Here is a 24,262-nt window from a genome sequence, read left to right on the forward strand (position 1 = left end):
TTCGTTCCCTCAACCCCCTGGCCGTCGCGCGCGGCGACGACCTGCCCGACGCGGTCCGCATCGACGGGCACACGCTCTCGCGCAGCGACATCCTCGGCGCGGCCGGTGCCCTGGCCCGCCGCATCGGCGGAGCCGAACGTCTCGCGGTGCTCGCCGCGCCGACGGCGACGACGGTGATCGCGGTGGTGGGCTGCCTGCTCGCCGGGGTCACCGTCGTCCCGGTGCCACCGGACTCCGGCCCCGCGGAACGGGAGCACATCCTGCGCGACTCCGGAGCTCAGGCGTGGCTCGGCGACGTGCCGGACGAACCCGGCCTGCCGGTGGTGCCGGTGCGGCTGCACGCCCGCGACTGGCACAGTCACCCGGAACCCGATCCGTCCCGCACGGCGTTCGTGCTCTACACCTCCGGCACCACCGGCGCGCCCAAGGGCGTGCTGCTGAGCCGCCGCGCGATCGCGGCCGGGATCGACGCGCTGGCCGAGGCGTGGGACTGGACCGAACGCGACACGCTGGTGCACGGGCTGCCCTTGTTCCACGTGCACGGCCTGATCCTCGGCGTGCTCGGTCCGCTGCGCGTCGGCAGCCGGCTGATCCACACCGGCAGGCCCACCCCGGAGGCGTACGCGCAGGCGCACGGCACCCTGTACTTCGGGGTGCCGACGGTGTGGTCCCGCGTCGTGGAGGACGAGGAATCCGCGAAGGCCCTGAGCGGTGCGCGGCTGCTCGTGTCCGGCAGCGCGCCGCTGCCCGTCCCGGTGTTCGAGCGCCTGCGCGAGCTGACCGGGCTGACCCCGATCGAGCGGTACGGGATGAGCGAGACGATGCTGACGCTCAGCACCCGGGTCGACGGGGAGCGCCGGCCCGGATGGGTGGGTACTCCGGTGCGCGGGGTCGAAACCCGGCTGCGCGACGAGCACGGCAACGACGTCCCCCACGACGGGGAGAGCATCGGCGGGCTGCAGGTCCGCGGGCCGATGCTGTTCGACGGCTACCTGAACCGTCCCGACGCGACGGCCGCGGCGTGGACCCCGGACGGGTGGTTCGTCACCGGCGACGTCGCGGCGATCGATCCGGGCGGGTTCCACCGCATCGTCGGTCGCGAGTCGACGGACCTGATCAAGTCCGGCGGCTTCCGGGTCGGGGCCGGCGAGATCGAGACCGTGCTGCTCGGCGATCCGTCCGTGCGGGAGGTCGCGGTGGTGGGCGTCCCCGACGACGACCTGGGCCAGCGCATCGTCGCCTTCGTGGTGCCCGCCCCGGACGGCCCGGCCGTCGACCCGGGCGCGCTGATCGAGCTCGTGGCCCGTCAGCTCTCCGTGCACAAGCGGCCGCGGGAGGTGCGGGTGGTGGACACCCTCCCGCGCAACGCGATGGGCAAGGTCCAGAAGAAGCAGCTGCTGACCTGAGTCTCGGCCCGTCGGGGCCGCCGGGTGTGAGCCAGGTCTCTGCGGGCCCTTGTCCGATTCGCCCGGGCCACGTACCTTCCTACGGCAGAGTAAGTTCGTCTCTTTCCGGAGTCATGGGGGGTTCCGCGGAATGTCGGTGTCCGAATACGGTTCGCGGTCCGGGGTGGCGTTCGTCGTCGACGGAAGGCCCGCCTCGGTCCCGCTGCGGGACCTGCGCGCCGTCGCCCGCAAGCTGGTCGCGCACTTCGCGGACAACGTCGCGCCGTGTTCGCTGCAACCGGGCGAAGCCCTGCGCGGCGACGTCACCGAGATCACCGTCCGGTGCCTGCGCCTGGCGATCCAGGTGCTCGACACGGGGGAGCTGCCGACCGACGCCGACCTGTCGGAGCTGCGCAGCAGCGCCGCCCAGTGGGCGCGCGCCGGGTTCCGTCTGGAATACATGCTGCGCATCTACCACGAGGGCATCCGGCTGGGCTGGGAACTTGTCACCGCCCGGGCCCGCGAGGGCGACGTCGAGTCGGTCGCCGCGGCGTCGCGGCTGTGGATGGCGCTGCTCGAACGCGTCACCGTCGCCGCGACCACCGGGTTCGTCGCCGAACTCGAGGCGATGCGCCGCAACCGCGACGTCGCGGCCCAGGAGCTCGTGACGGCCCTGCTCGGCGGGCAGGACGCCGCCGCCGTCGCGCGCCGGTCCGGGCTCGAGCTGGCCGAGCGGTACACGGTGCTGGGAGTGCGGCTGGGCCGGCACCCGGACGAGCGCAATCCGCACGTGCGGCCGGAGGTCGTCGCGCGGCGTACCCTGCGGCGGCTCGAGACCGAGCTGGACCGGGTGTGCGACGGCCGGCAGCTGACCATGCTCGGACCCGAGGGCGGCACCGTGCTGCTCGGCGACACCCCGGCCGAGCACATCCGCACCGCGCTCTACGAGCGGGTCGCGCGTGCCGCGGGGGTGCCGCTGACGGTCTCGCTCGTCGAGTCCGACGTCCCGGGCATCCCCGCCGCGGCGCACCAGGCGCACGAGCTGCTCGAACTGGTCGGCCATCTGCGCCGGCCCGCCGGCGTGTACCGGATGCAGGACCTCGCGTTCGAGTATCAGCTCACCCGGCCCGGGCCGGCCCGCGAGCACCTCGTGCGGGTGCTCGAACCGCTCGCCGACGCGCCCGAGCTGGTCGAGACCCTCGAGACCCACATCGCCCACGAACTGAGCCGCCAGCGCACCGCGAGGAGCCTGCACGTGCACGCCAACACCGTCGACTACCGGCTCAAGCGGGTCGCGCAGCTCACCGGGTTCGATCCCACCGTCCCCTCCGGGCTGCGCCACCTGCACGCCGCGCTCGTCGCGCGGCGCCTCCAGAGCGGAGCGGCAGCCGGCGGCTCACCTTCCGACGGCACGTGAGACCGGACCGTTACGATGTGGCGCAGATCATGATGACGGTGTGTGCGGCGCGGCCCGGCACCGGCAGGGGAGGACCACATGGCAGGAGGCCGCCACAGCGTGCGGACGTCACGTGACGGCCGATCGACCCGGGTTGTCGCAGTCGTCGGAGCGGTGGTGGTGGTAGTGCTCGCGGCGGCCGGAGTCGGCGTCGTCCGCGCCCTGACCGGCGGATGCGACACCGTCGAGCAGTACAGCCTCGCCGTCGCTCCGAGCATCGAACCGGCCGTGAGTTCCGTCCTCTCGGAAAACGCGGACACCCACTGCTACGAGTTCACGGTCGACACCGCCGAACCGGGGGACGTCGCCGGGCTGCTCGGCAAGGGGATCGACGCGCCCGACCTGTGGATTCCCGATGCCCGGTGGTGGGCGAGTCGTGCGGCACCGACCGCCGCCGGGCCGGTACAGATGATCGCCGGGGCGGTCGCGAGCACCCCCGCGGTGCTGGTCGGGCCCCCAGGGGCGGTTCCGGAGGTGTCCAGCTGGCGCGCCGCCCTCGCGATCCCGGATCTGGTGCTGGGCAACCCGCTGCGGACCGGTGTCGCCGCCGCCCCGATCCGGGCGGCCCTGGCCGAGACCCAGGACGACCCCGTCGCCGTCGGCACGGTGCGCACCGCCATGGTGCCCCTGGCCCAGAAGGAGAGCATCCGCACCGAGGAGGCGCCCAGCGGCGCCGACCTGCTGGCGACGATCGGCGCCGACGGCATCGGCGTCGCCACCGAGCAGCAGGTGCTGGCCTTCACGACGGCGAACGAGTCGGCCCTCGAGGCGCGGGTACCGGACAACGGCAGCATCCTGCTGGAATATCCGGTGGTGGTGACGTCGCCGGTGCCCGACCGGCACCATCGCGCGACGGACGCCGCACGGGTACTGATCGAGGTGCTGGGCACGGAGAAGGCCCTCGACGTGTTCCACGACCACGGGTTCCGCGGGCCCGACGGCGAGCCGTTGCCCGACGGCCGCGGCATCGGGGGCGTGCCGCTGTTGTCACTGCGGGACGAGGCGATGGCGGAGGAGGCGCTCGGCGCCTGGTCGCTGATGGCGTTGCCGATCCGCACGCTCGTCGCGATCGACGTGTCCGGTTCGATGCGGTTTCCCGCCGGCGACGGCACCCGGATGGACCTGACGGTGCGGGCCGCCCTCGCGGGCAATGCGATGTTCCCCGACAGCGTCTCCGCCGGGCTGTGGGCGTTCTCGCAGGACCTCGGCGGTGACGGCCAGGACTATCTCGAGCTGGTGCCGATCCGGCGGTACGACACCGACGTGGACGGGCGCACCCAGCGTGAGGTGATGGCGGCCCAGGCGGAGAAGGTGCCCGGTCTGGTCGGGGGTGGCACCGGCCTGTACGACACGACTCTCGCGGCGTTCCGCGCCGTGCAGCAGAGTTACGACCCGCGCGCGGTCAACAGCGTCATCGTCCTCACCGACGGAGCGAACGAGGATCCGGACAGCATCACCGAGGCGCAGCTCCTCGAGATCCTCGCGCGGGAGCAGGACCCGGCACGGCCGGTGATCGTCGTGACGATCGGCATCACGGAGGACGCGGATGCGCAGACCCTCGCCGAGATCTCCCGCGTGACCGGCGGCTCGAGCTACGTCGCCCGCGACCCCGCGGACATCGCGAACGTCTTCGTCAACGCCCTCGCCGACCGCGGCGAGCGCTGAGGCCGCCGGCCACCCCCGGACCTACCGCGCCTCCGGCACTACCGCGCCGCGGTGCGGGACCGGCTCCGGCGCTGCCACAGCCGGGACACCGCGGCGATGAACAGGAACAGCACCGCCGTCGAGGCCAGCTGTATCCGCGCGGCGGAGTCGAACAGCATGAGCACGATGAACGCGCCGAGCATGGCCAGGGTCAGCCAGCTCAGGTAGGGGAACGCCCACATCCGGACGGTGAGGCGGCCCTCCTGTTCGAGCGTGGGCCGCAGCCGCAGGTGCGAGACGACGATGAAGATCCAGATCGCCAGCAGGGCGGAGCCGACCGCGTTGAGCAGGATGCCGAGGATGTCCTCCGGCAGCCACCAGTTGAGCAGGACCGAAACGAACCCGAAGAACACGGACAGCAGCACGGCGTTGCGGGGAACACCCGTGCGGGAGAGCTTCGCGAGGACGGTCGGGCCGTCGCCGCCCCGGGCGAGGGAGTACGCCATGCGTGAGGTGCCGTAGACGTTGGCGTTGAACGCCGACAGCAGGGCGATCACCACGACGAGTTCCATGAAGCCCGACACGTACGGCAGGCCGGCGATGTCGAGGACGCTCACGAACGGCGAGGTCTCCCCGCTCGCCGACGTCCACGGCAGCACCAGCACCATGATCGAGATCGAGCCCAGGTAGAACAGGCTGATGCGCCACACGACGGTGCGCACCGCGGTCGCGATGGACCGCTCGGGGTCGCGCGACTCGGCCGCGGCGATGGTGACGATCTCGATGCCGCCGAACGCGAAGGCGACGGCCAGCAGGCCGGCGGCGATACCGGCGAGCCCGTTGGGGGCGAAACCGTCGCCGTCGCCGAGCAGGTGTGTCAGTCCCACCGGCTCGGTGTCCGGCAGCAGACCGAACACCAGCAGCACGCCGATGACGAGGAACGCGATGATGACCGCGACCTTCAGCGCCGCGAACCAGAACTCGAACTCGCCGAAGTTGGCGACCTTCGCCAGGTTCACCACCGCGAAGAACGTGACGAACACCAGGGCCACCACCCATTGCGGCACGCCCGGCAGCCAGCTGCTCACGATCGCCGAGGCGCCGGTGATCTCGACGCCCAGCACCATGATGAGCATGAACCAGTAGAGCCAGCCCATCGTGAAGCCGGCCCATTCACCGATGCCGATGCGGGCGTAATGGGAGAAGGATCCGCTGGCCGGGAGGGCCGCTCCCATCTCCCCGAGCATGCGCATCACGAAGACGATCATGATGCCGGCCAGGACGTAGGAGACGATCACCGCGGGTCCGGCGGCGGCGATGCCGACGCCGGACCCGAGGAACAGGCCTGCGCCGATCGCGGAACCGAGTCCCATCATCGTCAGGTGCCGGACCTTGAGCCCGTGCTCGAGGTGGTCGGCTTCGGTGAGTGTGTGCTCGGTTTTCGACACGATCGGTTTCTCTGGGTCAGTCGTTGGCGTGCAGCGCCGCATTCAGTTCGACGCCGGTGCCCTTGGTGGGAACCACCTCGACGGCGCCGGTGACCGAGTTGCGGCGCAGCATCAGGTTGGAGCGGCCGTTGAGGTCCTTGGCCTTGACGACGGTGCCGTCGGGGCCGCTGACCTTGGTGCCGGCGGTGACGTACAGGCCGGCCTCGACGATGCAGTCGTCGCCGAGGGAGATGCCGACACCGGCATTGGCGCCGAGCAGGCAGCGCTTGCCGATGGCGATGACCTCCTTGCCGCCGCCGGACAGGGTGCCCATGATCGACGCGCCACCACCGATGTCGGAGCCGTCGTCGACGACGACGCCCGCGGAGATGCGGCCCTCGACCATCGAGTTGCCGAGCGTGCCCGCGTTGAAGTTCACGAAGCCCTCGTGCATGACGGTGGTGCCGGCGGCCAGGTGTGCGCCGAGGCGGACACGGTCGGCATCGGCGATGCGCACCCCGGACGGCACGACGTAGTCGACCATGCGGGGGAACTTGTCGACGCCGTACACGGTCACGGGGCCACGGATGCGCAGGCGCGAGCGCACCAGTTCGAAGTTGTCGACGGCGCACGGGCCGTAATTGGTCCACACGACGTTGGCGAGCAGGCCGAACACGCCGTCGAGGTTGGCGCCGTGCGGCCGGACGAGGCGGTGCGACAGCAGGTGCAGCCGCAGGTAGGCGTCGTGCGCGTCGGCCGGCGGCTGGGACAGGTCGGCGATCGTCGTGCGGACCGCGACCTGGTTGACCTCGCGCGCCTCGTCGGCGCCGACGAGCAGCGCGAAGTCCGACGGGATGTCCGTGCCCTCGAGCCGGGACGTGCCCGTCTCGCTGTATTCGCCCAGCGTGGGGGCCGGGTACCAGGTGTCGAGAACGGTGCCGTCCGCCGCGATGTTGGCGATGCCTACTGCTGATGCTCCCTGTGCACTCACGGTCGTGAAGCGTACGCGAGGCGTCGTCGTTCGCACCGGCGGCCTGGGAAATCGCTCCACGTATTGTTCTTGCATGTCTGCACCGCGCCTGGACCTGCACGCCGATCCGATCGAGCTGACCGCTGCGCTGGTCGACATCCCCAGTGTCTCGCAGGACGAGGCGGTGATCGCCGACTCCGTCGAACAGGCGCTGCGCGAGCAGACCACCGGTTTCGAGATCGTCCGCAGCGGCAACGCGGTCCTCGCGCGGACCCGGCTCGGCCGGCCGAGCCGGGTGCTGCTGGCCGGGCATCTCGACACCGTGCCCATCGCGGACAACGTGCCGTCGCGGCGCGACGGGGAGTTGCTGTACGGCTGCGGCACGGCCGACATGAAGTCGGGCGACGCGGTGTTCCTGCACCTGGCCGCCACCATCGCGGACCCGGCGCACGATCTGACGCTGGTCTTCTACGACTGCGAGGAGATCGCCGCGGCCTACAACGGTCTCGGCCGCATCGAGCGGGACCTGCGGGACTGGCTGGACGCGGACGTGGCGATCCTCGGCGAGCCGACGGCCGGGCAGATCGAGGCGGGCTGCCAGGGCACCCTGCGGGTGCGGATCTCGGCGACCGGGGTGCGCGCGCATTCGGCGCGGTCCTGGCTGGGTGACAATGCGATCCACCGGCTGGCCCCGGTGCTGGAGCGGCTCGCGGCCTACGAACCGCGATCGGTGGACATCGACGGCTGCGTCTACCGCGAGGGTCTGTCCGCGGTACGGATCGCCGGCGGCGTCGCCGGCAACGTGGTGCCCGACGCCGCGGACCTCGACGTCAACTTCCGGTTCGCGCCCGACCGCACCGTCGAGCAGGCTCTCGCGCACGTGCGGGAGGTGCTCGACGGTCTCGACGTCACCCTCGAGCTCACCGACAGCTCGCCCGGCGCGCTGCCCGGCCTGGCCCACCCCGCCGCCGCGGACCTCGTCGCCGCGGCCGGCGGCCGGTTCCGGGCCAAGTACGGATGGACGGACGTCGCGCGCTTCGCGACGCTGGGGATCCCGGCGGTCAACTACGGTCCCGGCGATCCGAACCTCGCGCACAAGCGCGACGAGCACGTGCCCGTGAAGCAGATCACGGAGGTCGCCGGCACGCTGCGGAGGTATCTGGCCGCCTGACGCACGATGCGGGGCATCGGCCGGGGCGGCCCGGCGGCATCCCCTAATCTGGGCGCATGGCGCGCGACACCGACCCCGGATCCCGCGACCGTGCGAGTGCCGATGTGGTGCACCGCGGTCCCGTCCAGTTGCGCCGGGACCGGGCGACCGAGACCACGACGATGGACCAGCGACTGCTGGACCGGAGGGGCCCCTCCGACTGGGTGCACACCGATCCGTGGCGGGTGCTGCGCATCCAGAGCGAGTTCGTGGAGGGTTTCGGTGCGCTGGCGGAGGTGCCGCGCGCGGTGGCGGTCTTCGGCTCTGCCCGCACCCCCGTCGACCACCCCGAGTACGTCACCGGCCGTGCCCTCGGGGCCGCGTTGGCCGCGGCGGGCTATGCGGTTGTCACCGGCGGTGGGCCGGGGGCGATGGAGGCGGCCAACCGCGGCGCGAGCGAGTCGGGCGGGTTCTCCGTCGGACTGGGTATCGAGCTGCCGTTCGAGCAGGCGCTCAACGAATGGGTCGACCTCGGACTGAACTTCCGCTACTTCTTCGCCCGCAAGACGATGTTCGTGAAGTACTCCCAGGCCTTCGTCTGCCTGCCCGGCGGTTTCGGCACGCTCGACGAGCTGTTCGAGGCGCTCACGCTGGTCCAGACCCACAAGATCACCCGGTTCCCCATCGTGCTGCTGGGCACCCACTACTGGGCGGGGCTGCTCGAATGGATCCGGCACGCGATGGTCGGCGAGGGCCGGATCTCACCGAGCGACCTCGATCTGCTGTACCTGACCGACAGCGTGGAGGAGGCGGTGCAGATCGTCGTCGACGCCCATCGCGGGCAGGACGAGTCGGCGCTGTACGGAGGGGGCGGGGCGTGGTGAGCGGTTTCCATCCGTTCGAGGGCATCGGCGGCGAGCGCACCGTCGAGGCGCGGGCGGTGTGCGTGTACTGCGCCTCCGGGCCGGTCGACGAGTCCTACCTCGAGCTCGCGGCGGCGGTGGGGACCGCCATCGGACGGCGCGGCTGGCAGCTCGTCTCCGGAGGCGGCAACGTGTCGATGATGGGTGCGCTCGCCCAGGCGACGCGCGCCGCCGGCGGGCACACCGTCGGTGTGATCCCCAAGGCGCTGGTGCACCGCGAGGTCGCCGACGTCGACGCCGACGAGCTGATCGTCACGGACACGATGCGCCAGCGGAAGCAGGCGATGGAGGAGCGCGCCGACGCGTTCGTCACGCTGCCCGGCGGGATCGGCACCCTCGAGGAATTGTTCGAGACGTGGACGGCCGGCTATCTGGGCATGCACGCCAAGCCGGTGGTGCTGCTCGACCCGGTGGGGCACTACCGGGGGCTGCTCGACTGGCTCGAGGCGATGGTGCCGGCCGGCTTCGTCAACCGCCACGCGCTCGACGGCCTGCAGGTCACCGGCGACATCGACGACGCCCTCGACCGCTGCGCCGGGTGAGGGGCTTCCGCTTCGCGCCGAGGTTGCTTACTCTGCAGTAAGTTCCTGTCCGCCAGTAACCGAGGATGCCATGACCGAGTCCGGCTCGACGATCTCCCTGGTGGGTCTCGCCACCCAGCTTCCGCGAATGCTGCCCGACGCACCGAGCCTGCTACGCGGCGCGCGGGGTCTCATCCGGCGGCCGGACGCGCGCGAGACGATCGGGTCGGTGTTCCAGCGCCTCGCGGAGCGGAACCCGGACCGGCCGTTCCTGCGATTCGAGGGCGACGCCCTCAGCTACGGCGACGCCAACGCCCAGGTCAACCGCTACGCCGCCGTGCTCACCGCGCAGGGTGTGCGCACCGGCGACGTCGTCGGCGTGCTGATGAAGAACCGTCCGGAGGCGTTGCTCGTCGCGCTCGCCACGGTCAAGCTCGGTGCCGCGGCCGGCATGCTCAATCACCATCAGCGCGGCGAGGTGCTCGCGCACAGCCTCGGCCTGCTCGACAGCCGGGTGCTCGTGGTCGGGGAGGAATGCGAGGAGGCCCTGGAGTCCCTCGACGGGGCGCCGCCGGCCGGAAAGGTGCTGCGCGTCGGCGAACTCGACGACCTCGCCGTCGCCGCCGACTCCGCGAACCCCGCCGTCACCGACCGCCTGCAGGCGAAGGAGACCGCCTTCTTCATCTTCACCTCGGGCACCACCGGCATGCCCAAGGCCAGCCGGATGACCCATTTCCGGTGGCTGAAGTCCATGTCGGGCCTGGGCAGCCTGGGCGTCCGGCTGCGCCGCGACGACACTCTGTACTGCTGCCTGCCGCTGTATCACAACAACGCCCTCACCGTGTCGCTGTCGTCGGTGCTCGCCGCCGGCGCCACCTTCGCGCTCGGCCGCAAGTTCTCCGCCACCGGATTCTGGGCCGACGCGAAGCGCAACGGCGCGACGGCGTTCGTCTACATCGGGGAGATCTGCCGCTACCTGCTCAACCAGCCACCGTCGCCGGACGACCGCGACAACGGCATCCGGTTGATGGTGGGCAACGGACTGCGGTCCGAGATCTGGACCGAGTTCACCCAGCGGTTCGGCATCGCCCGCGTCGCCGAGTTCTACGGCGCCAGCGAGTGCAACATCGCGTTCGTCAACGCGCTCAACCAGCCGCGCACCGCGGGTGTCTGCCCGCTTCCGTACGCAGTGGTCGACTACGACCACGAGACCGGCAAGGCGCTCCGCGGACCGGACGGCCGGCTGCGCCGGGTCGGCCGCGGCGAGGTGGGCCTGCTGCTGGCGAAGGTCACCGACCGTGCCCCGTTCGACGGCTACACCGATCCCGAGGCGAGCGAGTCCAAACTCGTGCGCGACGGCTTCGAGGACGGCGACACCTGGTTCGACACCGGCGACCTCGTCCGCAGCCAGGGCTTCATGCACGTCGCGTTCGTCGACCGCCTCGGCGACACCTTCCGGTGGAAGGGCGAGAACGTCGCCACCACCGAGGTCGAGGCGGCCGTGTCGGCGAACGAGTCGATCTCGCAGGCAGTGGTCTACGGGGTCGAGATCCCCGGCACCGACGGCCGGGCCGGTATGGCCGCGATCACGCTCCACGACGGGGCCGAGTTCGACGGCACCGCGCTCGCGGCGCAGCTGTACCGGGCGCTGCCGTCGTACGCGGTGCCGCTCTTCGTCCGTGTCGTCGGCGAACTCGAGCACACCTCGACGTTCAAGAGCCGCAAGGTGGACCTGCGCAAGCAGGGCTACGCCGACACCGGCGACGACCCCGTCTACGTGCTCACCGGGCCGGAGGAGGGCTACCGGCCCGCGTACGACGGCTACGTCGAGGCCGTCGCCGGGGGCGAGCTGCCGGCGGGCTGACTCCCGCTGGGCCGGTTCCTGCCCGGGCCCGCCCGCGGGTGCGTGCCAGGATGGAAATCATGACCGCCTCCGTCACCGTCTCGCCGACCCTCTGCGGCCGCCCGGTCGCCACCGACCGGGCCCTGGTGATGGCGATCGTCAATCGCACTCCGGACTCGTTCTACGACCGGGGCGCGACCTTCACCGACGACGCTGCGATGGCGGCCGTGGATCGGGCCGTGGCCGAGGGCGCGGACCTCGTCGACATCGGCGGCGTGAAGGCCGGCCCCGGCGAGGTGGTCGACGCGGCGGAGGAGACCCGGCGGGTGGTGCCGTTCGTCGCGGCGATCCGGGCCCGCCACCCCGGGCTGCTCATCAGCGTCGACACCTGGCGCAGCGACGTCGCGCGGCGCGCGGTGGCGGAGGGGGCGGATCTGATCAACGACACGTGGGCGGGTGCCGATCCGGAACTGGTGACCGTCGCGGCCGAACTCGGCGCGGGCATCGTCTGCTCGCACACCGGAGGTGCGGTCCCGCGCACCCGGCCGCACCGCGTGCGCTACACCGACGTCGTCGCCGAGGTGACGCGCGAGATCGTCGCCGCGGCCGAGCGGGCCGCGAAGGCCGGGGTGCCCGGCGACGCCATCCTCATCGATCCGACCCACGATTTCGGCAAGAACACCTTCCACGGCCTCGAGTTGTTGCGGCACGTGGACGTTCTCGTAAATACCGGGTGGCCCGTGCTCATGGCGCTGAGCAACAAGGACTTCATCGGGGAGACTCTGGGGGTGGAACTCGCCGACCGGTTGGAGGGCACATTGGCAGCGACAGCACTTGCGGCCGCGGCAGGCGCGCGGATGTTTCGGGTGCACGAGGTGGCGGCGACCCGTCGCGTGGTCGACATGGTGGCGGCCGTCGCCGGCACGCGCCCCCCGGCGCGCACCGTCAGGGGGCTGGCATGAGTACCGCGATGACCCGGCCGTGGGCCGAGGCGAACAGCTGGGACGAGCCCGGATGGAGCATCGCCGAACTCGAACGCGCGAAGCGGGGCCGAACCGTGTCGGTGGTGCTGCCCGCGCTCAACGAGGAGACGACCGTCGCGGGGGTGGTGGACACCATCCATCCGCTGCTCGGCGGGCTGGTCGACGAGCTGATCGTGCTGGACTCGGGGTCCACCGACCGCACGGCGGAGCGGGCCCGCAGCGCCGGCGCCCGCGTCCTCTCCCGGGAAGAGGCGGTGCCGGGCCTCGCCCCGGTGCCCGGCAAGGGGGAGGTGCTGTGGCGCTCCGTCGCGGCCACCACGGGTGATCTCATCGCGTTCGTGGATTCGGACCTGCTCGACCCCGATCCGGCGTTCGTCCCCAAGCTGCTCGGACCGCTGCTCACCGGCGACGGAATCCACCTGGTCAAGGGCTATTACCGCCGCCCGCTCCGGGTCAGCGGCGCCGAGGAGGCCAACGGCGGGGGGCGGGTCACGGAACTGGTGGCGCGGCCGCTGCTCGCGGCGCTGCGGCCGGAGCTGACGTGCGTGCTGCAGCCGCTGGGCGGCGAGTACGCCGGTACTCGGGAACTGCTGTCGGCGGTGCCGTTCGCGCCCGGCTACGGCGTCGAGATCGGGCTGCTGCTCGACACCTACGACCGGCTCGGGATCGGCGCGATCGCCCAGGTCAACCTCGGCGTACGCAAGCACCGGAACCGGCCGCTCGGGGAGCTGGGGGTGATGAGCCGGCAGATCGTCGGCACCATGCTCGCCCGCTGTGGGATCCCCGACTCGGGGGCGGGCCTGACCCAGTTCCTGGTGGACGGCGACGCGTTCGTCCCCGTCACCACGGAGGTCAGCCTCGCGGACCGGCCCCCGGCCGCCACCGTGGCCTGACGCCCCGGGCGCCCTGTCGGTGGCCCGTGCCAAGATCGGTACATGCTGACGGTTCTGCTCTACCTGCTCGTCATGGTGGTCGTCGGCGCGGTGCTGTTCCTCGTGGCGAGCGCGGTGTTCGGCCGCGGGGAGACCCTGGCGCCGATCCCGCCGGGCACCACCGCCACGGCCCTGCCGGTCACCGACGTGACCGGCGCGGACGTCCGGGATCTGCGTTTCCAGCAGGTGCTGCGGGGCTACAAGACCGCCGAGGTGGACTGGGCGCTCGACCGGCTCTCGCACGAGATCGACGACCTGCGGGCCAGGCTCGCCGCGTACGAGGACGCCGAGCGGGGCACGCCCGGTGGCGACGCCGCGGTGGGGCAGGCCGACGCATCCGTTGCGGTAGAGGCCGCAGGGGACCGCTCGGACAGGGGGGAGTAGCGATGGACGAGGACCGGGTGCGCTGTCCGTGGGCGGTGGATCCGCCGGGGTCCACGCTGTACCGGGACTACCACGACGAGGAGTGGGGCCGCGAGCTGCACGGGCGCGACGAGCTGTTCGAGCGCCTTGCCCTCGAGGCGTTCCAGTCGGGGCTGTCGTGGCTGACGATCCTGCGCAAGCGGGAGGCGTTCCGGTCGGCGTTCGCGGGGTTCGACGTCGAGGTGGTCGCCCGCTACACGGACGACGACGTCGCTCGCCTGCTCGGCGACGCCGGCATCGTCCGGAACCGGCGCAAGGTCGAGGCGGTGGTCGCCAACGCCCGGGCGGTGCTCGACCTGGAGGGCACGGACCTCGACGCGCTGCTGTGGTCGTTCGCGCCGGCGCGGCGCGCCCGGCGGTTCCGCTCCGTGGCGGAGGTGCCGGCGGTGACACCGGAGTCGACGGCAATGGCCCGCGAACTGAAGCGGCGCGGCTTCGCGTTCGTCGGTCCTACCACGGCGTATGCGCTCATGCAGGCCACCGGCATGGTCGACGATCACCTCGCCGACTGCTGGGTCGAGACGGACGTTCGACCAGTTTCCGGCCACATTAGGGCATAGTCAGCTACCCGGCGGTCGGCCGGATAGGGAAGAATGATGTGGCGAGCCTCGTCGAATTCCGACGAGGCCCCCACGGTAACCCACGCGCGCAAGAGTCGAGCGCAGATTTGGAGGGAGCAGAGGATGGCGGCCATGAAGCCCCGGACCGGGGACGGTCCCCTCGAAGCAACCAAAGAGGGACGAGGAATCGTCATGAGGGTTCCACTCGAGGGTGGCGGACGTCTGGTCGTCGAACTCACGCCGGAGGAAGCTGCAGCGCTCGGCGAAGAGCTCAAGGGCGTCACCAGCTAGGTGTCGGCACCCGGCGGCGATTCGCCGGGTTCTCCGGGCCCCGCGCTCCACGGTGCGCGGGGCCCGTTGCTGTTCGTACTCCGGTGCTCTTCGTTTCTCGGAAGGACTGCCCGTGCTCGACGCGGTGACCGATCTGCTCGCCTGCCCGCAGTGCGAGCGCGGACTCGATCTCGACGACGGCGTGCTGCTGTGCGAGGCCGGGCACAGCTTCGATGTCGCCCGCCAGGGGTATGTCAGCCTCCTCACCGGGGCCGCGACGCGGTTCACCGGCGACACCGCGGAGATGATCGCCGCGCGGGCGGACTTCCTCGAGGCGGGACACTACGATCCGCTGCGCGACGCCGTCGCCCGCGCCTGTGCCGAGCGTCCCGGCGGCGACGGCACCGCCCGCGTCCTCGAGGTGGGCGCCGGCACCGGGCGGTATCTCGCGGCGGTGCTCGACGCGCTGCCGGGCAGCCGCGGCGTCGGGCTCGACGTGTCCAAGCCCGCGGTCCGGCGCATCGCCCGCAGCCATCCCCGCGTCGGGGCCGTGCTCGCCGACGTGTGGCGGCAGTGGCCGATCCGCAGCGGCGTCCTCAGCCACGTGCTGTCCGTCTTTGCGCCGCGCAACGCCGCCGAGACGCACCGGGTCCTCGCGCCGGGCGGCGTGCTCGTCGTCGCGGCCCCCACCCCGTCGCACCTGCGCGAGCTGGTGGCCCTGCCCGGCATGGTCCAGGTGGACGAGCGCAAGACCGAGCGGCTCGGGGCGGCCCTGTCCGGCGCGTTCGAGCGGGTCGACCGCGCCGACGTGCAGTACACCCTGGAACTCGACCGTCCGGCACTCGGACAGCTGGCCGGCATGGGGCCCTCGGGGCACCACCTGACCGCCGAGCGGCTGGCGGAGCTGGTCTCGGGGCTGCCGGAGCCGTTCCCGGTGACCGCCTCGGTGACCGTCACCGTGTGGGAACGGCGCGCGACGCACTGAGCCGGGACGCTCAGTGCCGCGCGGCGGCGACCTCCTGGTACACCGCGAGGGTCTGCCGCGCGATCTGCGCCCAGGAGAACTCCGCGATGGCCCGCACCCGTCCGGCCCGGCCCATCTCCGCAGCCAGGGCGGCGTCGCCGGCGACCTCGTTGATCGCCGCGGCCAGCGCCTGCTCGTACGCCCGCGGCTCGTAGGAGTTGTAGTGCACGAGCCGGCCGGTGACCCCGTCCTCGACGACCTCGGGGATGCCACCGACGTCCGACGCGACGACAGCGGTCTCGCAGGCCATCGCCTCGAGGTTCACGATACCCAGTGGCTCGTACACCGATGGGCACACGAAAACTGATGCCGCGGAAAGGATCTCACGGACCGAGTCGGTGGGGAGCATTTCGCGGACCCAGAAGACGTTGCCGCGCCGGCGCTCGAGTTCGGCCACCGCCTGCTCGGTCTCGGCGGCGATCTCCGGGGTGTCCGGCGCGCCGGCGCACAGCACCAGCTGAATTCCGGGGTCCACGTCGTGGGCGGCGGCGATGAGGTGCCCGACGCCCTTCTGGCGCGTGATGCGCCCGACGAACGCGACGATCGGCCGATCGGGGTCCACCCCGATCTTCTCCAGGGCGGACGGCTCGCCCGGCTCGGCCGGCCCCGGGTGCCACACCCCGGTGTCGATGCCGTTGCGCACCACGTGCACACGGGCCGGGTCGACGAACGGATATGCGTCCAGCACGTCGAGGCGCATCCCAGCGCTGACCGCGATGACCGCGTCCGCGTGCTCGACCGCGTTGCGTTCGGACCACGAGGAGACGCGGTAGCCGCCGCCCAGCTGCTCGGCCTTCCACGGCCGGCGCGGTTCGAGCGAATGTGCCGTCAGCACGTGCGGCACGTCGTACAGCTCGGCGGCGAGATGCCCCGCGAGGCCGGTGTACCAGGTGTGGGAGTGGACGACGCCGGCACCGCTCGCGGCGTGCGCCATCCGCAGCTCGGCGGACAGCGTCGTCAGCGCCGGGTTGGCGCCCGCCAGTTCGGGGTCGGGTCCGTGGACGAAGGCGCCCTCGCGGGGCGCCCCCATGCAGTGCACGTCGACTTCGCACAGCCGGCGCAACTGCGCAACCAATTCGGTGACGTGCACGCCGGCACCACCGTAGACCTCCGGCGGGTACTCCCGCGTCATCATTGCCACCCGCACCGGATCAAACTATCCGGCGCGTGACGTTCCGGCCACCGATGGGCCTCTTCGCTGGCGGCGGAGGGGGGTGGCGGATAGGTTGACTGTGTGAGGAGCCAGCCCCATGTGCTTGGAATCGTGCTCGCCGGCGGCGAGGGCAAACGCCTGTATCCGCTGACGGCGGACCGCGCGAAACCGGCGGTACCGTTCGGCGGTGCCTACCGACTGATCGACTTCGTGCTGAGCAACCTGGTCAACGCCGGGTTCCTGCGGATCTGCGTGCTGACCCAGTACAAGTCCCATTCGCTGGACCGGCACATCTCCCAGACCTGGCGCCTGTCGGGCTTCACCGGCGAGTACATCACCCCGGTGCCGGCGCAGCAGCGGCTCGGGCCGCGCTGGTACACCGGCAGCGCCGACGCCATCCTCCAGTCGCTCAACCTCGTCTACGACGAGGATCCGGAGTACATCGTGGTGTTCGGCGCCGACCACGTCTACCGGATGGACCCGGAGCAGATGGTGAGCCAGCACATCGAGTCCGGCGCGGGCGTGACCGTCGCCGGCATCCGGGTACCCCGCAGCGAGGCGTTCGCGTTCGGTTGCATCGACACCGACGAGCAGGGCCGCATCACCCAGTTCCTCGAAAAGCCCGCGCACCCGCCCGGCACCCCGGACGATCCCAACGTCACCTTCGCCTCGATGGGCAACTACGTCTTCACCACCAAGGTGCTGGTGGAGGCGCTGCGGGCGGACTCCGAGAACCCGGACTCGGACCACGACATGGGCGGCGACATCATCCCCGCCCTCGTCGCGCAGGGCGCCGCGCACGTCTACGACTTCAACGACAACGTCGTGCCGGGCGCCACCGAACGCGACCGTGGCTACTGGCGCGACGTCGGCACCCTCGACGCGTTCTACGACGCGCACATGGACCTGGTGTCGGTGCACCCGATCTTCAACCTCTACAACCGGCGCTGGCCGATCCGCGGCGCCTCCGAGATGTGGCCCCCGGCGAAATTCGTCCAGGGCGGTCTCGCGCAGGAGTCGATCGTCGGATCGGGCAGCATCCTGTCGGCCGCCACCGTCCGCAACTCGGTGCTCAGCTCCAACGTCATGATCGAGGACGGCGCCACCGTCGAGGGCAGTGTCCTGATGCCGGGCGTGCGCATCGGCAAGGGCGCGGTCGTGCGGCGCGCGATCCTCGACAAGAACGTCGTCGTCGGCGACGGCGAGATCATCGGCGTGGACCTCGAACGCGACCGGCAGCGCTTCGCCGTCAGCAGCGGCGGCGTCGTCGCCATCGGCAAGGGCGTGTGGATCTGATCGGGGCGTGCGCCGGGGCCTAGAGCTTGGCGGCGCAGAGCAGCCCGTCGCCCACCGGCAGCAGCACCGGTGCAAGACGCTCGTCGGTCACCACGGCCCGCGTCGCCTCTCGGACGGCGAGGACGGCGGAGTCACGCTCGCCCGGGTCGGCGACGCGGCCGCAGAGCAGCGCGTTGTGCAACACGATGACCCCGCCCGGTCGCAACAGCCGCACGCCCTCGCGGACGTAGTGCGGATGATCGGCGGGGGTGGCGTCGACGAAGACCAGGTCGTAGGCCGAGTCGGCCAGCCGTGGCAGCACGTCCAGCGCGCGCCCGTTGATCAGCCGGGTGCGGGAGGCCGTGACGCCGGCCTCCCGGAACGCGGTCTTGGCGGCACGCTGATGCTCGGGCTCGCTGTCGATGGTGGTGAGGACGCCGTCCTCGCGCAGGCCCCGCAGCAGCCAGAGTCCGCTGACGCCGGCGCCGGTGCCGACCTCGACGACCGTCCGGGCGTCGAGCATGCGGGTGAACATCGTCAGGGCCGCGCCCACTGCTGCCGGGATCGGATCTGCGCCGAGATCGAGGGCACGCTCACGCGCCAGGGCGAGGTTCTCGTCCTCGGTGACGTTCTCGACGTGGGCCAGGATCCGTTCGGCATTCGTGTGCACCCCAGTGAGGTTATCGTCGCCGGGGGCCGGTCGCAGGCAGGCGCGCACGGCGGGTGGATTCTCAGGCGATGCTCAGGTTGCTCATATCGGCACCACATCCCCGTGCGTGAGGGTGTAGATACCACATCAGACCGCACCGACAGCGCGATCGGGGTACCGGGAACAAGCCGGCGCCCCCGGGTGTTGGACGAAGACACCGACACCCACGATCAGCGGTCCCGAAGAGGAGGATCCAGCGATCCACATGGCCGATTCCCCCCAGCTCCCCAGCCCCGACGCCGAGCCCACGGCCGACGTCGAGCTCACCGGCACGGCAGTGTTCGACGCCACCGGTGACCGTGCGGTGATGCCGTCGTGGGACGAGCTGGTGCGCGAGCACGGCGACCGGGTGTACCGGCTCGCCTACCGCTTGTCCGGAAACGCGCAGGACGCCGAGGACCTCACCCAGGACACGTTCATCCGGGTCTTCCGCTCGCTGCAGAACTACCAGCCGGGCACCTTCGAGGGCTGGTTGCACCGCATCACCACCAACCTGTTCCTCGACATGGTCCGGCGCCGCAACCGCATCCGCATGGAGGCGCTGCCCGAGGACTACGACCGCGTGCCCTCCGAGGGCCCCGACCCCGAGCAGATCTACCACGATGCCCGGCTCGGCGCCGACCTGCAGTCCGCCCTGGACTCGCTGGCGCCGGACTATCGTGCTGCTGTCGTCCTGTGTGACATCGAAGGCCTGTCCTACGAGGAGATCGGTGCCACACTGGGAGTCAAGCTCGGCACGGTGCGCAGCCGCATCCATCGCGGACGGCAGGCGCTGCGTGAGCACCTGCGCGAGCATGGGAAGGTCGAAGTCGGTCGAGTCGATGCGGGGTAGCCGCCAGGAGGATTTCATGACGAGGGCACACCCGACCCGCCGGTTCGGTTCCACGGAGCACCTGGCGAGTGAGGCTGTGGCAGCGTACGTGGACGGCGAACTGCGGATGAACGCGTATCTCCGGGCGGCCGAGCACCTGGCCGTGTGCCCGGAGTGCGCCACGGAGGTCGAGGCCCAGCAGCAGGCCCGGCGCGCGTTGCGCGACGCCGCCCGGACGGCGCCGCCCCCGATGCCGAGTTCCCTCCTGGGTGCCCTCGCCGACATCCCGCAGCACCACCAGGACCTGTCCGCGCCCGGCTTCGGGGGAGTGCTGGCGGCCGACCAGTCCTGGCCCGCCGGGCGGCGCTGGCCGATCCGTTGGCGCCGTTGACGGTGCTCGCGTCCTTCCGCGCCGTGATCGACCCGCGACGGTCGGTGGCGGTGCCACCGGTGCCATCGGTGATACTGGGCACCGTGACTGACGGACACGGGGGAGACGGGCACGCGTGACAGCGGAATCAGTGGAGTCCGAGCGCCGGGCCGCCTCGACGTCGGACACGGACGGCGCTCCCGCGCCGGGCGTGTCGCACCGCGCCGACGCCCCGCGCCTGCAGCCCCGCCCGGTCTATCGCCCGGACGTCGACGCCGCCGCCAGCAGCGTCTTCGGCCGGCCGGCCGGTACGACGGGCTCGTTCGGCCGGTCCGCCGAGGAACGGGCCGCGGAGCCGCGGGTCGGCCACGGTGCGCCCGCCGATCCGGTGCTGGCCGAGGCGTTCGGCCGACCCGTGGGCACCTCCGAGATCCTGCAGCGGCCCCCGGCCGACCCGGATGCCGAGACCGATGCGGACGGCCCCGAGCCCGACCCGTGGCGCGACCCCACGACGAACGTGCGCCTGGGCGCGCCTGCGCAGGCCCGCGACGAGCGCCCGCTGCCGCCCGCCCCCAAGCTCACGCTGCGGGAAGTCCTCTTCGGCGGTCGGATCGAGACCCGCGCCCTCGCGACGCTGGCGGCGGTCGCGCTGACCATCGGCATGATCGGCGGTCTCGTCGTCGCGCTGATCACGTCCGACACCGGCTCCCTCACCAGCCGCAGCGTGACGCTGGCCCAGGTGGAGCAGGACGGCGACCTGCCGACCGGGCAGGTGGCCCGCGTGGCCGACGCGGTGCTGCCCGCCGTCGTCTCCATCCAGGTCACCGTCGGCGACGAGCCCGGCACCGGGTCCGGTGTCGTGATCGACGGTGCCGGATACATCGTCACCAACAACCACGTGATCTCGATGGCCGCGACCGGTCCGGACGCGAAGATCCAGGTCACTTTCAACGACGGCACCAAGGTGCCCGCACAGATCGTCGGGCGCGACATCAAGACCGACCTGGCAGTGCTCTCCGTCGACGTGGACAACCTCACGGTCGCCGAACTGGGCCGTTCCGGGGACGTGCAGGTCGGTGAGGACGTCATCGCCGTGGGTTCGCCGCTCGGGTTGAGCAAGACCGTCACCCGCGGCATCGTCAGCGCCCTCAACCGGCCGATGCGCCTGGGCGGTCAGGGCACCGACACCGACGCCGTGATCGACGCGGTGCAAACCGACGCCTCCATCAACCCCGGCAACTCCGGCGGCCCGCTCGTCGACGCCGAGGGCCGCGTCATCGGCATCAACTCGGCCATCAAGACCGAGACCGGCGGTTCCGTCGGTCTGGGGTTCGCCATTCCCATCGACGACGTCACCGCCGTCACCCAGGAACTGATCCGCACCGGCGCGATGCGTCACCCGGAGATCGGCGTCAACGCCCGCAGCGTCGTCAACGACGTCGCCAGCGGCGCCGAGGTGGCCAACGTGCAGGAGGGCAGCCCCGCGCAGCAGGCCGGGATCGTCGAGGGCGACGTGATCGTCAAGGTCGGGGACCGCGAGGTCACCAGCGCGGACGAGCTGGTCGTCGCGGTCCACGCCCAGAAGATCGGCGAGCCGGTGACGGTGCAGCTGGTCCGCTCGGGCCGTCTCGTGGACGTGCAGGTGACCCCGCAGTCCGACTGACCGTCGGCTCCCTGTTCGCTGGGAATTCGCTGTGACCTGGGTCCTCCGGGCTGCGAACGGCGCGGCACCACGTACCCTGGAGCGGTGTTCGGCAACATCGGTTGGGGCGAATTCATGGTCCTCCTCGTCGCGGCGCTCGTGGTCCTCGGCCCCGAGCGGCTGCCCGGCGCGGTGTCGTGGGTGACCAAGTCGCTGCGGCAGGTCCGCGACTACGCGTCCGGCGCGAAGGAGCAGCTGAAGGAGGAGCTGGGCCCCGAGTTCGACGACCTGCGTCAACCCCTGTCCGAACTCAACGAGCTGCGCGGCATGACGCCCAAGGCGGTCATCACCAAGCACCTGCTGGACGGCGACGACTCGCTGCTCACCGGCAACTTCGACAAGCCCGGCACCAAGCCGGTGAGCAAGCCCGTCCCGCCGCCGCTGGCGGCCGGGGAGAAGCCCCCCATCGACTCCGACGCGACGTAGGCCGCTGCGCGGCCGGTGTGTCCTTCGGGCGGCAGGAGCAACCTAAAGGGCACACCGGCGCCGCAGGCGCCTACAGGTGGCGGGTGGTGTCGATCCCCAGCGACATGCCGGCCAGGCCGCGGCGCCGCACGGCGAGCTTCTCGGCGATCTCGCGCAGCGCCGTACCCGCAGGCGACTCGGGGGCGCTGAGAACGATCGGGGTGCCGGCGTCGCCGGCCTCGCGCACCGCCGGATCGAGCGGGATCTGGCCCAGCAGCGGGACGGTCGCGCCGACGGCGCGGGTGAGCCGCTCGGAGACGGCCTGACCGCCGCCCGTGCCGAACACGTCCATCCGGGTACCGTCGGGCAGTTCGAGCCACGACATGTTCTCCACGACGCCGACGATGCGCTGGCGGGTCTGCAGCGCGATGGAGCCGGCCCGTTCGGCGACCTCCGCGGCGGCCTGCTGCGGCGTGGTGACGACGAGGATCTCGGCGCCCGGGATCAGCTGCGCGACGGAGATCGCCACGTCGCCGGTGCCGGGCGGCAGGTCGAGCAGCAGCACGTCCAGATCGCCCCAGAACACGTCGGCGAGGAACTGCTGCAGCGCACGGTGCAGCATCGGCCCGCGCCAGACCACGGGCGTGTTGCCCTGGGTGAACTGGGCGATGGAGATCATCTTCACGTCGTGCGCGACGGGCGGCATGATCATCCGCTCCACCTGGGTGGGCTTGGCGTCGGTGCCGAGCATCCGTGGGATGGAATGGCCGTAGATGTCGGCGTCGAGCACGCCGACGGACAGGCCCCGCGCGGCCATCGCGGCGGCGAGGTTGACCGTGACGGAGGACTTGCCGACCCCGCCCTTGCCGGAGGCCACCGCGTAGACGCGGGTGAGCGAGCCGGGCTGGGCGAACGGGATGACCGGCTCGGTGGAGTCGCCGCGCAGCGACTTGCGCAGCTCGGTGCGCTGCTCGTCGGTCATGACGTCGAGCTCGACGCGCACGGCGGAGACCCCGGCGACGTCGGCGACGGCCTTGGTGACGCGGTCGGTGATCTCGGTGCGCAGCGGACAGCCGGCGGTTGTCAGGTAGATGCCGACGTCGACGCTGCCGTCGCCGCCGATCTCGATGCTCTTGACCATGCCGAGCTCGGTGATGGGCTTGCGGATCTCGGGATCCTGGACCCGCGCCAGGGCGCTGCGAACGTCGGACTCGCTGACTGCCATGGCATCAATCGTAGGTGGCGCCCGATCAGTGGATGCGCGGCAGGTCCGCCGCGCTGGGGGTGACACCGGTCGAATAGGCGGCCGACCAGGCGAGCACGTTGGCAACGTATGCCATCGAGTTGTTGTAGCGATGGATGGCCTTGGTGGCCTGCGCGATGTCGTGCATGTTGTTTCCGCCGTCGCACAGGTACTTGGCGGTGGTGAGGGTGGAGTCGTACAGGTTCTGCGGGTCGGCGTCGCCGTCGCCGTCACCGTCACCGGCGTAGAGCTTCCACGTGGACGGGATGAACTGCATGGGGCCGACCGCCCGGTCGTAGACGGTGTCGCCGTCCAGGGTGCCGCCGTCGGTGTCACGGATGACGGCCTGGCCACGCAGGCTGCCGTCGAGCGGCAGGCCGATCACGGGTTCGAGGAGGTTGCCCTTGTCGTCGGCCTTGCCACCCTTGGCGTGGCCGGACTCGACCTGGCCGATGCCGGCGAGCAGCGTCCAGTACATGTTGCAGCCGGGGTTCTCGGCGGCGAGGATCCGCTCGGCGTTCTGGTAGGCGGCGAAGTTGATGCCGGGGATCCCGAGGGGGCCGGGCTGCAGCGGCGCCGGGGCGGCGGGTGCGGGCTCCGGGGCGGGCGCGGGGGCCGCCGCGGGTTCCGCGGTAGGCTCCGGAGCGGTCATGAGGGCGGCTGCGGCGGCGACGTCGCGGGAGACCCCGTCGGCGACGTAGGTGGTCTCGGACGCGGCGGTCACGGGCTCGGCCACCGCTTCGGTGTCCTGGACGCCGAACAGGGTCTTCGGGCTCGCACCGGCGCTGGTGGCGGCGGCGACCACGCCGACCGGAACCAGTCCGGTGAGGGCGATGACCGAATTGCGGCGAAGCTTGGACTCCGAAGGCTTTCTGTGCCGGCCCACTCGATACCTCCTGGGCGCCTACCCCGAGACGCTTTCGTTACATGGCGGTATCGACCATACATGAAGTGATGCGTTTCCGTTACCTTACCGTGATGTAACGCGCTGAGCTGGGCATACGGTGGCAGGGAGGGGTTACGGGGAGATCGAGTCGTGACCGGATCAGGGCACGGGCGGCGCCGGGCACAGCGCCGGGACGA

General features: G+C 71.5%; 24 protein-coding genes. 18 read left to right on the forward strand and 6 right to left on the reverse strand.

Annotated features, from left to right (window positions below; genetic code table 11):
* From CQZ88_RS12290 to CQZ88_RS12300, 3 genes are all read left to right on the forward strand, one after another.
* On the forward strand, positions 1 to 1,406 hold a 1,406-nt coding region (locus CQZ88_RS12290; RefSeq protein WP_102799811.1), incomplete at its 5' end, for an acyl-CoA synthetase.
* A 130-nt stretch (positions 1,407 to 1,536) separates the two neighbouring features.
* Positions 1,537 to 2,802, forward strand: coding sequence for a CdaR family transcriptional regulator (locus tag CQZ88_RS12295; RefSeq protein WP_006933981.1), 1,266 nt, complete (start codon positions 1,537 to 1,539; stop codon positions 2,800 to 2,802).
* Between the two features lie 153 nt (positions 2,803 to 2,955).
* Entirely contained in the window at positions 2,956 to 4,506 is a 1,551-nt protein-coding gene (locus CQZ88_RS12300) for a substrate-binding domain-containing protein (RefSeq protein WP_080688523.1), read from the forward strand.
* Between the two features lie 38 nt (positions 4,507 to 4,544).
* Here CQZ88_RS12300 and CQZ88_RS12305 read toward each other — a convergent pair whose 3' ends face one another.
* A complete protein-coding gene (locus tag CQZ88_RS12305; protein WP_006933986.1) occupies positions 4,545 to 5,933 on the reverse strand; it encodes an amino acid permease in 1,389 nt (462 codons plus the stop codon).
* A 16-nt stretch (positions 5,934 to 5,949) separates the two neighbouring features.
* Positions 5,950 to 6,903, reverse strand: a complete 954-nt coding sequence (gene dapD / locus CQZ88_RS12310; protein ID WP_029542360.1) for a 2,3,4,5-tetrahydropyridine-2,6-dicarboxylate N-succinyltransferase — start codon at positions 6,901 to 6,903, stop codon at positions 5,950 to 5,952.
* A 73-nt stretch (positions 6,904 to 6,976) separates the two neighbouring features.
* Here dapD and dapE point away from each other — a divergent pair, with 73 nt between their 5' ends.
* The 10 genes from dapE to CQZ88_RS12360 all read left to right on the forward strand — a co-directional run bounded on the left by dapE (position 6,977) and on the right by CQZ88_RS12360 (position 15,472).
* Positions 6,977 to 8,053: a succinyl-diaminopimelate desuccinylase gene (gene dapE, locus CQZ88_RS12315; protein ID WP_043799253.1), complete on the forward strand. Its 1,077-nt coding sequence runs from the start codon at positions 6,977 to 6,979 to the stop codon at positions 8,051 to 8,053.
* Positions 8,054 to 8,109: 56 nt separating this feature from the next.
* Complete coding sequence (locus CQZ88_RS12320; RefSeq protein ID WP_006933996.1) at positions 8,110 to 8,916, forward strand: TIGR00730 family Rossman fold protein; 807 nt, start codon at positions 8,110 to 8,112, stop codon at positions 8,914 to 8,916.
* A complete protein-coding gene (locus tag CQZ88_RS12325) occupies positions 8,910 to 9,497 on the forward strand; it encodes a TIGR00730 family Rossman fold protein (RefSeq protein ID WP_051446043.1) in 588 nt (195 codons plus the stop codon). Before CQZ88_RS12320 ends, CQZ88_RS12325 begins: the two co-directional genes overlap by 7 nt.
* A 70-nt stretch (positions 9,498 to 9,567) precedes the next feature.
* Positions 9,568 to 11,340: a long-chain-acyl-CoA synthetase gene (locus CQZ88_RS12330; protein ID WP_006938811.1), complete on the forward strand. Its 1,773-nt coding sequence runs from the start codon at positions 9,568 to 9,570 to the stop codon at positions 11,338 to 11,340.
* 59 nt (positions 11,341 to 11,399) lie between these two features.
* Positions 11,400 to 12,281 carry a dihydropteroate synthase gene (folP, locus tag CQZ88_RS12335; protein ID WP_043799255.1) on the forward strand — a complete coding sequence of 294 codons (882 nt, stop codon included), beginning with the start codon at positions 11,400 to 11,402 and terminating at the stop codon, positions 12,279 to 12,281.
* Positions 12,278 to 13,195, forward strand: coding sequence for a glucosyl-3-phosphoglycerate synthase (locus CQZ88_RS12340; protein ID WP_029542464.1), 918 nt, complete (start codon positions 12,278 to 12,280; stop codon positions 13,193 to 13,195). Before folP ends, CQZ88_RS12340 begins: the two co-directional genes overlap by 4 nt.
* A 42-nt stretch (positions 13,196 to 13,237) precedes the next feature.
* The gene (locus CQZ88_RS12345) at positions 13,238 to 13,618 is read left to right on the forward strand and encodes a DivIVA domain-containing protein (RefSeq protein WP_043799256.1); all 381 of its coding nucleotides are present in this window, start codon (positions 13,238 to 13,240) and stop codon (positions 13,616 to 13,618) included.
* 2 nt (positions 13,619 to 13,620) lie between these two features.
* Complete coding sequence (locus CQZ88_RS12350) at positions 13,621 to 14,217, forward strand: DNA-3-methyladenine glycosylase I (protein WP_006938803.1); 597 nt, start codon at positions 13,621 to 13,623, stop codon at positions 14,215 to 14,217.
* A 123-nt stretch (positions 14,218 to 14,340) separates the two neighbouring features.
* Positions 14,341 to 14,508: a DUF3117 domain-containing protein gene (locus CQZ88_RS12355; protein WP_003936084.1), complete on the forward strand. Its 168-nt coding sequence runs from the start codon at positions 14,341 to 14,343 to the stop codon at positions 14,506 to 14,508.
* 112 nt (positions 14,509 to 14,620) lie between these two features.
* On the forward strand, positions 14,621 to 15,472 hold the full coding sequence (locus tag CQZ88_RS12360) for a putative RNA methyltransferase (protein WP_006938800.1): 852 nt from the start codon (positions 14,621 to 14,623) through the stop codon (positions 15,470 to 15,472).
* Between the two features lie 10 nt (positions 15,473 to 15,482).
* On the opposite strand, the gene glgA is transcribed toward CQZ88_RS12360, so the two are convergent.
* Positions 15,483 to 16,658, reverse strand: coding sequence for a glycogen synthase (glgA, locus tag CQZ88_RS12365; RefSeq protein WP_029542466.1), 1,176 nt, complete (start codon positions 16,656 to 16,658; stop codon positions 15,483 to 15,485).
* An 87-nt stretch (positions 16,659 to 16,745) separates the two neighbouring features.
* Here glgA and glgC point away from each other — a divergent pair, with 87 nt between their 5' ends.
* Entirely contained in the window at positions 16,746 to 17,960 is a 1,215-nt protein-coding gene (gene glgC, locus CQZ88_RS12370; protein ID WP_037200697.1) for a glucose-1-phosphate adenylyltransferase, read from the forward strand.
* Between the two features lie 19 nt (positions 17,961 to 17,979).
* Here glgC and CQZ88_RS12375 read toward each other — a convergent pair whose 3' ends face one another.
* Positions 17,980 to 18,609, reverse strand: a complete 630-nt coding sequence (locus CQZ88_RS12375; RefSeq protein ID WP_065922827.1) for an O-methyltransferase — start codon at positions 18,607 to 18,609, stop codon at positions 17,980 to 17,982.
* 244 nt (positions 18,610 to 18,853) lie between these two features.
* On the opposite strand from CQZ88_RS12375, the gene sigE reads away from it, so the two are divergent.
* From sigE to tatB, 4 genes are all read left to right on the forward strand, one after another.
* Positions 18,854 to 19,480, forward strand: a complete 627-nt coding sequence (gene sigE / locus CQZ88_RS12380; RefSeq protein ID WP_006938796.1) for an RNA polymerase sigma factor SigE — start codon at positions 18,854 to 18,856, stop codon at positions 19,478 to 19,480.
* A gap of 16 nt (positions 19,481 to 19,496) precedes the next feature.
* Positions 19,497 to 19,850: a zf-HC2 domain-containing protein gene (locus CQZ88_RS12385; protein ID WP_029542469.1), complete on the forward strand. Its 354-nt coding sequence runs from the start codon at positions 19,497 to 19,499 to the stop codon at positions 19,848 to 19,850.
* Between the two features lie 190 nt (positions 19,851 to 20,040).
* Positions 20,041 to 21,492 (forward strand): S1C family serine protease, encoded by a 1,452-nt coding sequence (locus CQZ88_RS12390; protein WP_180987001.1) that lies wholly within the window; start codon positions 20,041 to 20,043, stop codon positions 21,490 to 21,492.
* 84 nt (positions 21,493 to 21,576) lie between these two features.
* Positions 21,577 to 21,957: a Sec-independent protein translocase protein TatB gene (gene tatB, locus CQZ88_RS12395; RefSeq protein ID WP_006938788.1), complete on the forward strand. Its 381-nt coding sequence runs from the start codon at positions 21,577 to 21,579 to the stop codon at positions 21,955 to 21,957.
* A 70-nt stretch (positions 21,958 to 22,027) separates the two neighbouring features.
* Here the strand turns inward: tatB and CQZ88_RS12400 are convergent, their stop codons facing one another.
* A complete protein-coding gene (locus CQZ88_RS12400; protein ID WP_006938786.1) occupies positions 22,028 to 23,161 on the reverse strand; it encodes an Mrp/NBP35 family ATP-binding protein in 1,134 nt (377 codons plus the stop codon).
* Between the two features lie 25 nt (positions 23,162 to 23,186).
* The gene (locus CQZ88_RS12405) at positions 23,187 to 24,065 is read right to left on the reverse strand and encodes a lytic murein transglycosylase (protein ID WP_006938784.1); all 879 of its coding nucleotides are present in this window, start codon (positions 24,063 to 24,065) and stop codon (positions 23,187 to 23,189) included.
* Between the last annotated feature and the right edge of the window lie 197 nt (positions 24,066 to 24,262).

Source organism: Rhodococcus sp. ENV425 (assembly GCF_002887785.1).
Classification (GTDB): domain Bacteria; phylum Actinomycetota; class Actinomycetes; order Mycobacteriales; family Mycobacteriaceae; genus Rhodococcus; species Rhodococcus aetherivorans.

Excerpts from the sequence above, each read along its gene's own strand:
- CQZ88_RS12295 (WP_006933981.1), top strand. The coding sequence starts at position 1,537 with ATGTCGGTGTCCGAATACGGTTCGCGGTCCGGGGTGGCGTTCGTCGTC.
- dapE (WP_043799253.1), top strand. The coding sequence starts at position 6,977 with ATGTCTGCACCGCGCCTGGACCTGCACGCCGATCCGATCGAGCTGACC.
- CQZ88_RS12320 (WP_006933996.1), top strand. The coding sequence starts at position 8,110 with ATGGCGCGCGACACCGACCCCGGATCCCGCGACCGTGCGAGTGCCGAT.
- CQZ88_RS12330 (WP_006938811.1), top strand. The coding sequence starts at position 9,568 with ATGACCGAGTCCGGCTCGACGATCTCCCTGGTGGGTCTCGCCACCCAG.
- folP (WP_043799255.1), top strand. The coding sequence starts at position 11,400 with ATGACCGCCTCCGTCACCGTCTCGCCGACCCTCTGCGGCCGCCCGGTC.
- CQZ88_RS12340 (WP_029542464.1), top strand. The coding sequence starts at position 12,278 with ATGAGTACCGCGATGACCCGGCCGTGGGCCGAGGCGAACAGCTGGGAC.
- CQZ88_RS12345 (WP_043799256.1), top strand. The coding sequence starts at position 13,238 with ATGCTGACGGTTCTGCTCTACCTGCTCGTCATGGTGGTCGTCGGCGCG.
- CQZ88_RS12350 (WP_006938803.1), top strand. The coding sequence starts at position 13,621 with ATGGACGAGGACCGGGTGCGCTGTCCGTGGGCGGTGGATCCGCCGGGG.
- CQZ88_RS12355 (WP_003936084.1), top strand. The coding sequence starts at position 14,341 with ATGGCGGCCATGAAGCCCCGGACCGGGGACGGTCCCCTCGAAGCAACC.
- sigE (WP_006938796.1), top strand. The coding sequence starts at position 18,854 with ATGGCCGATTCCCCCCAGCTCCCCAGCCCCGACGCCGAGCCCACGGCC.
- CQZ88_RS12385 (WP_029542469.1), top strand. The coding sequence starts at position 19,497 with ATGACGAGGGCACACCCGACCCGCCGGTTCGGTTCCACGGAGCACCTG.
- CQZ88_RS12400 (WP_006938786.1), bottom strand. The coding sequence starts at position 23,161 with ATGGCAGTCAGCGAGTCCGACGTTCGCAGCGCCCTGGCGCGGGTCCAG.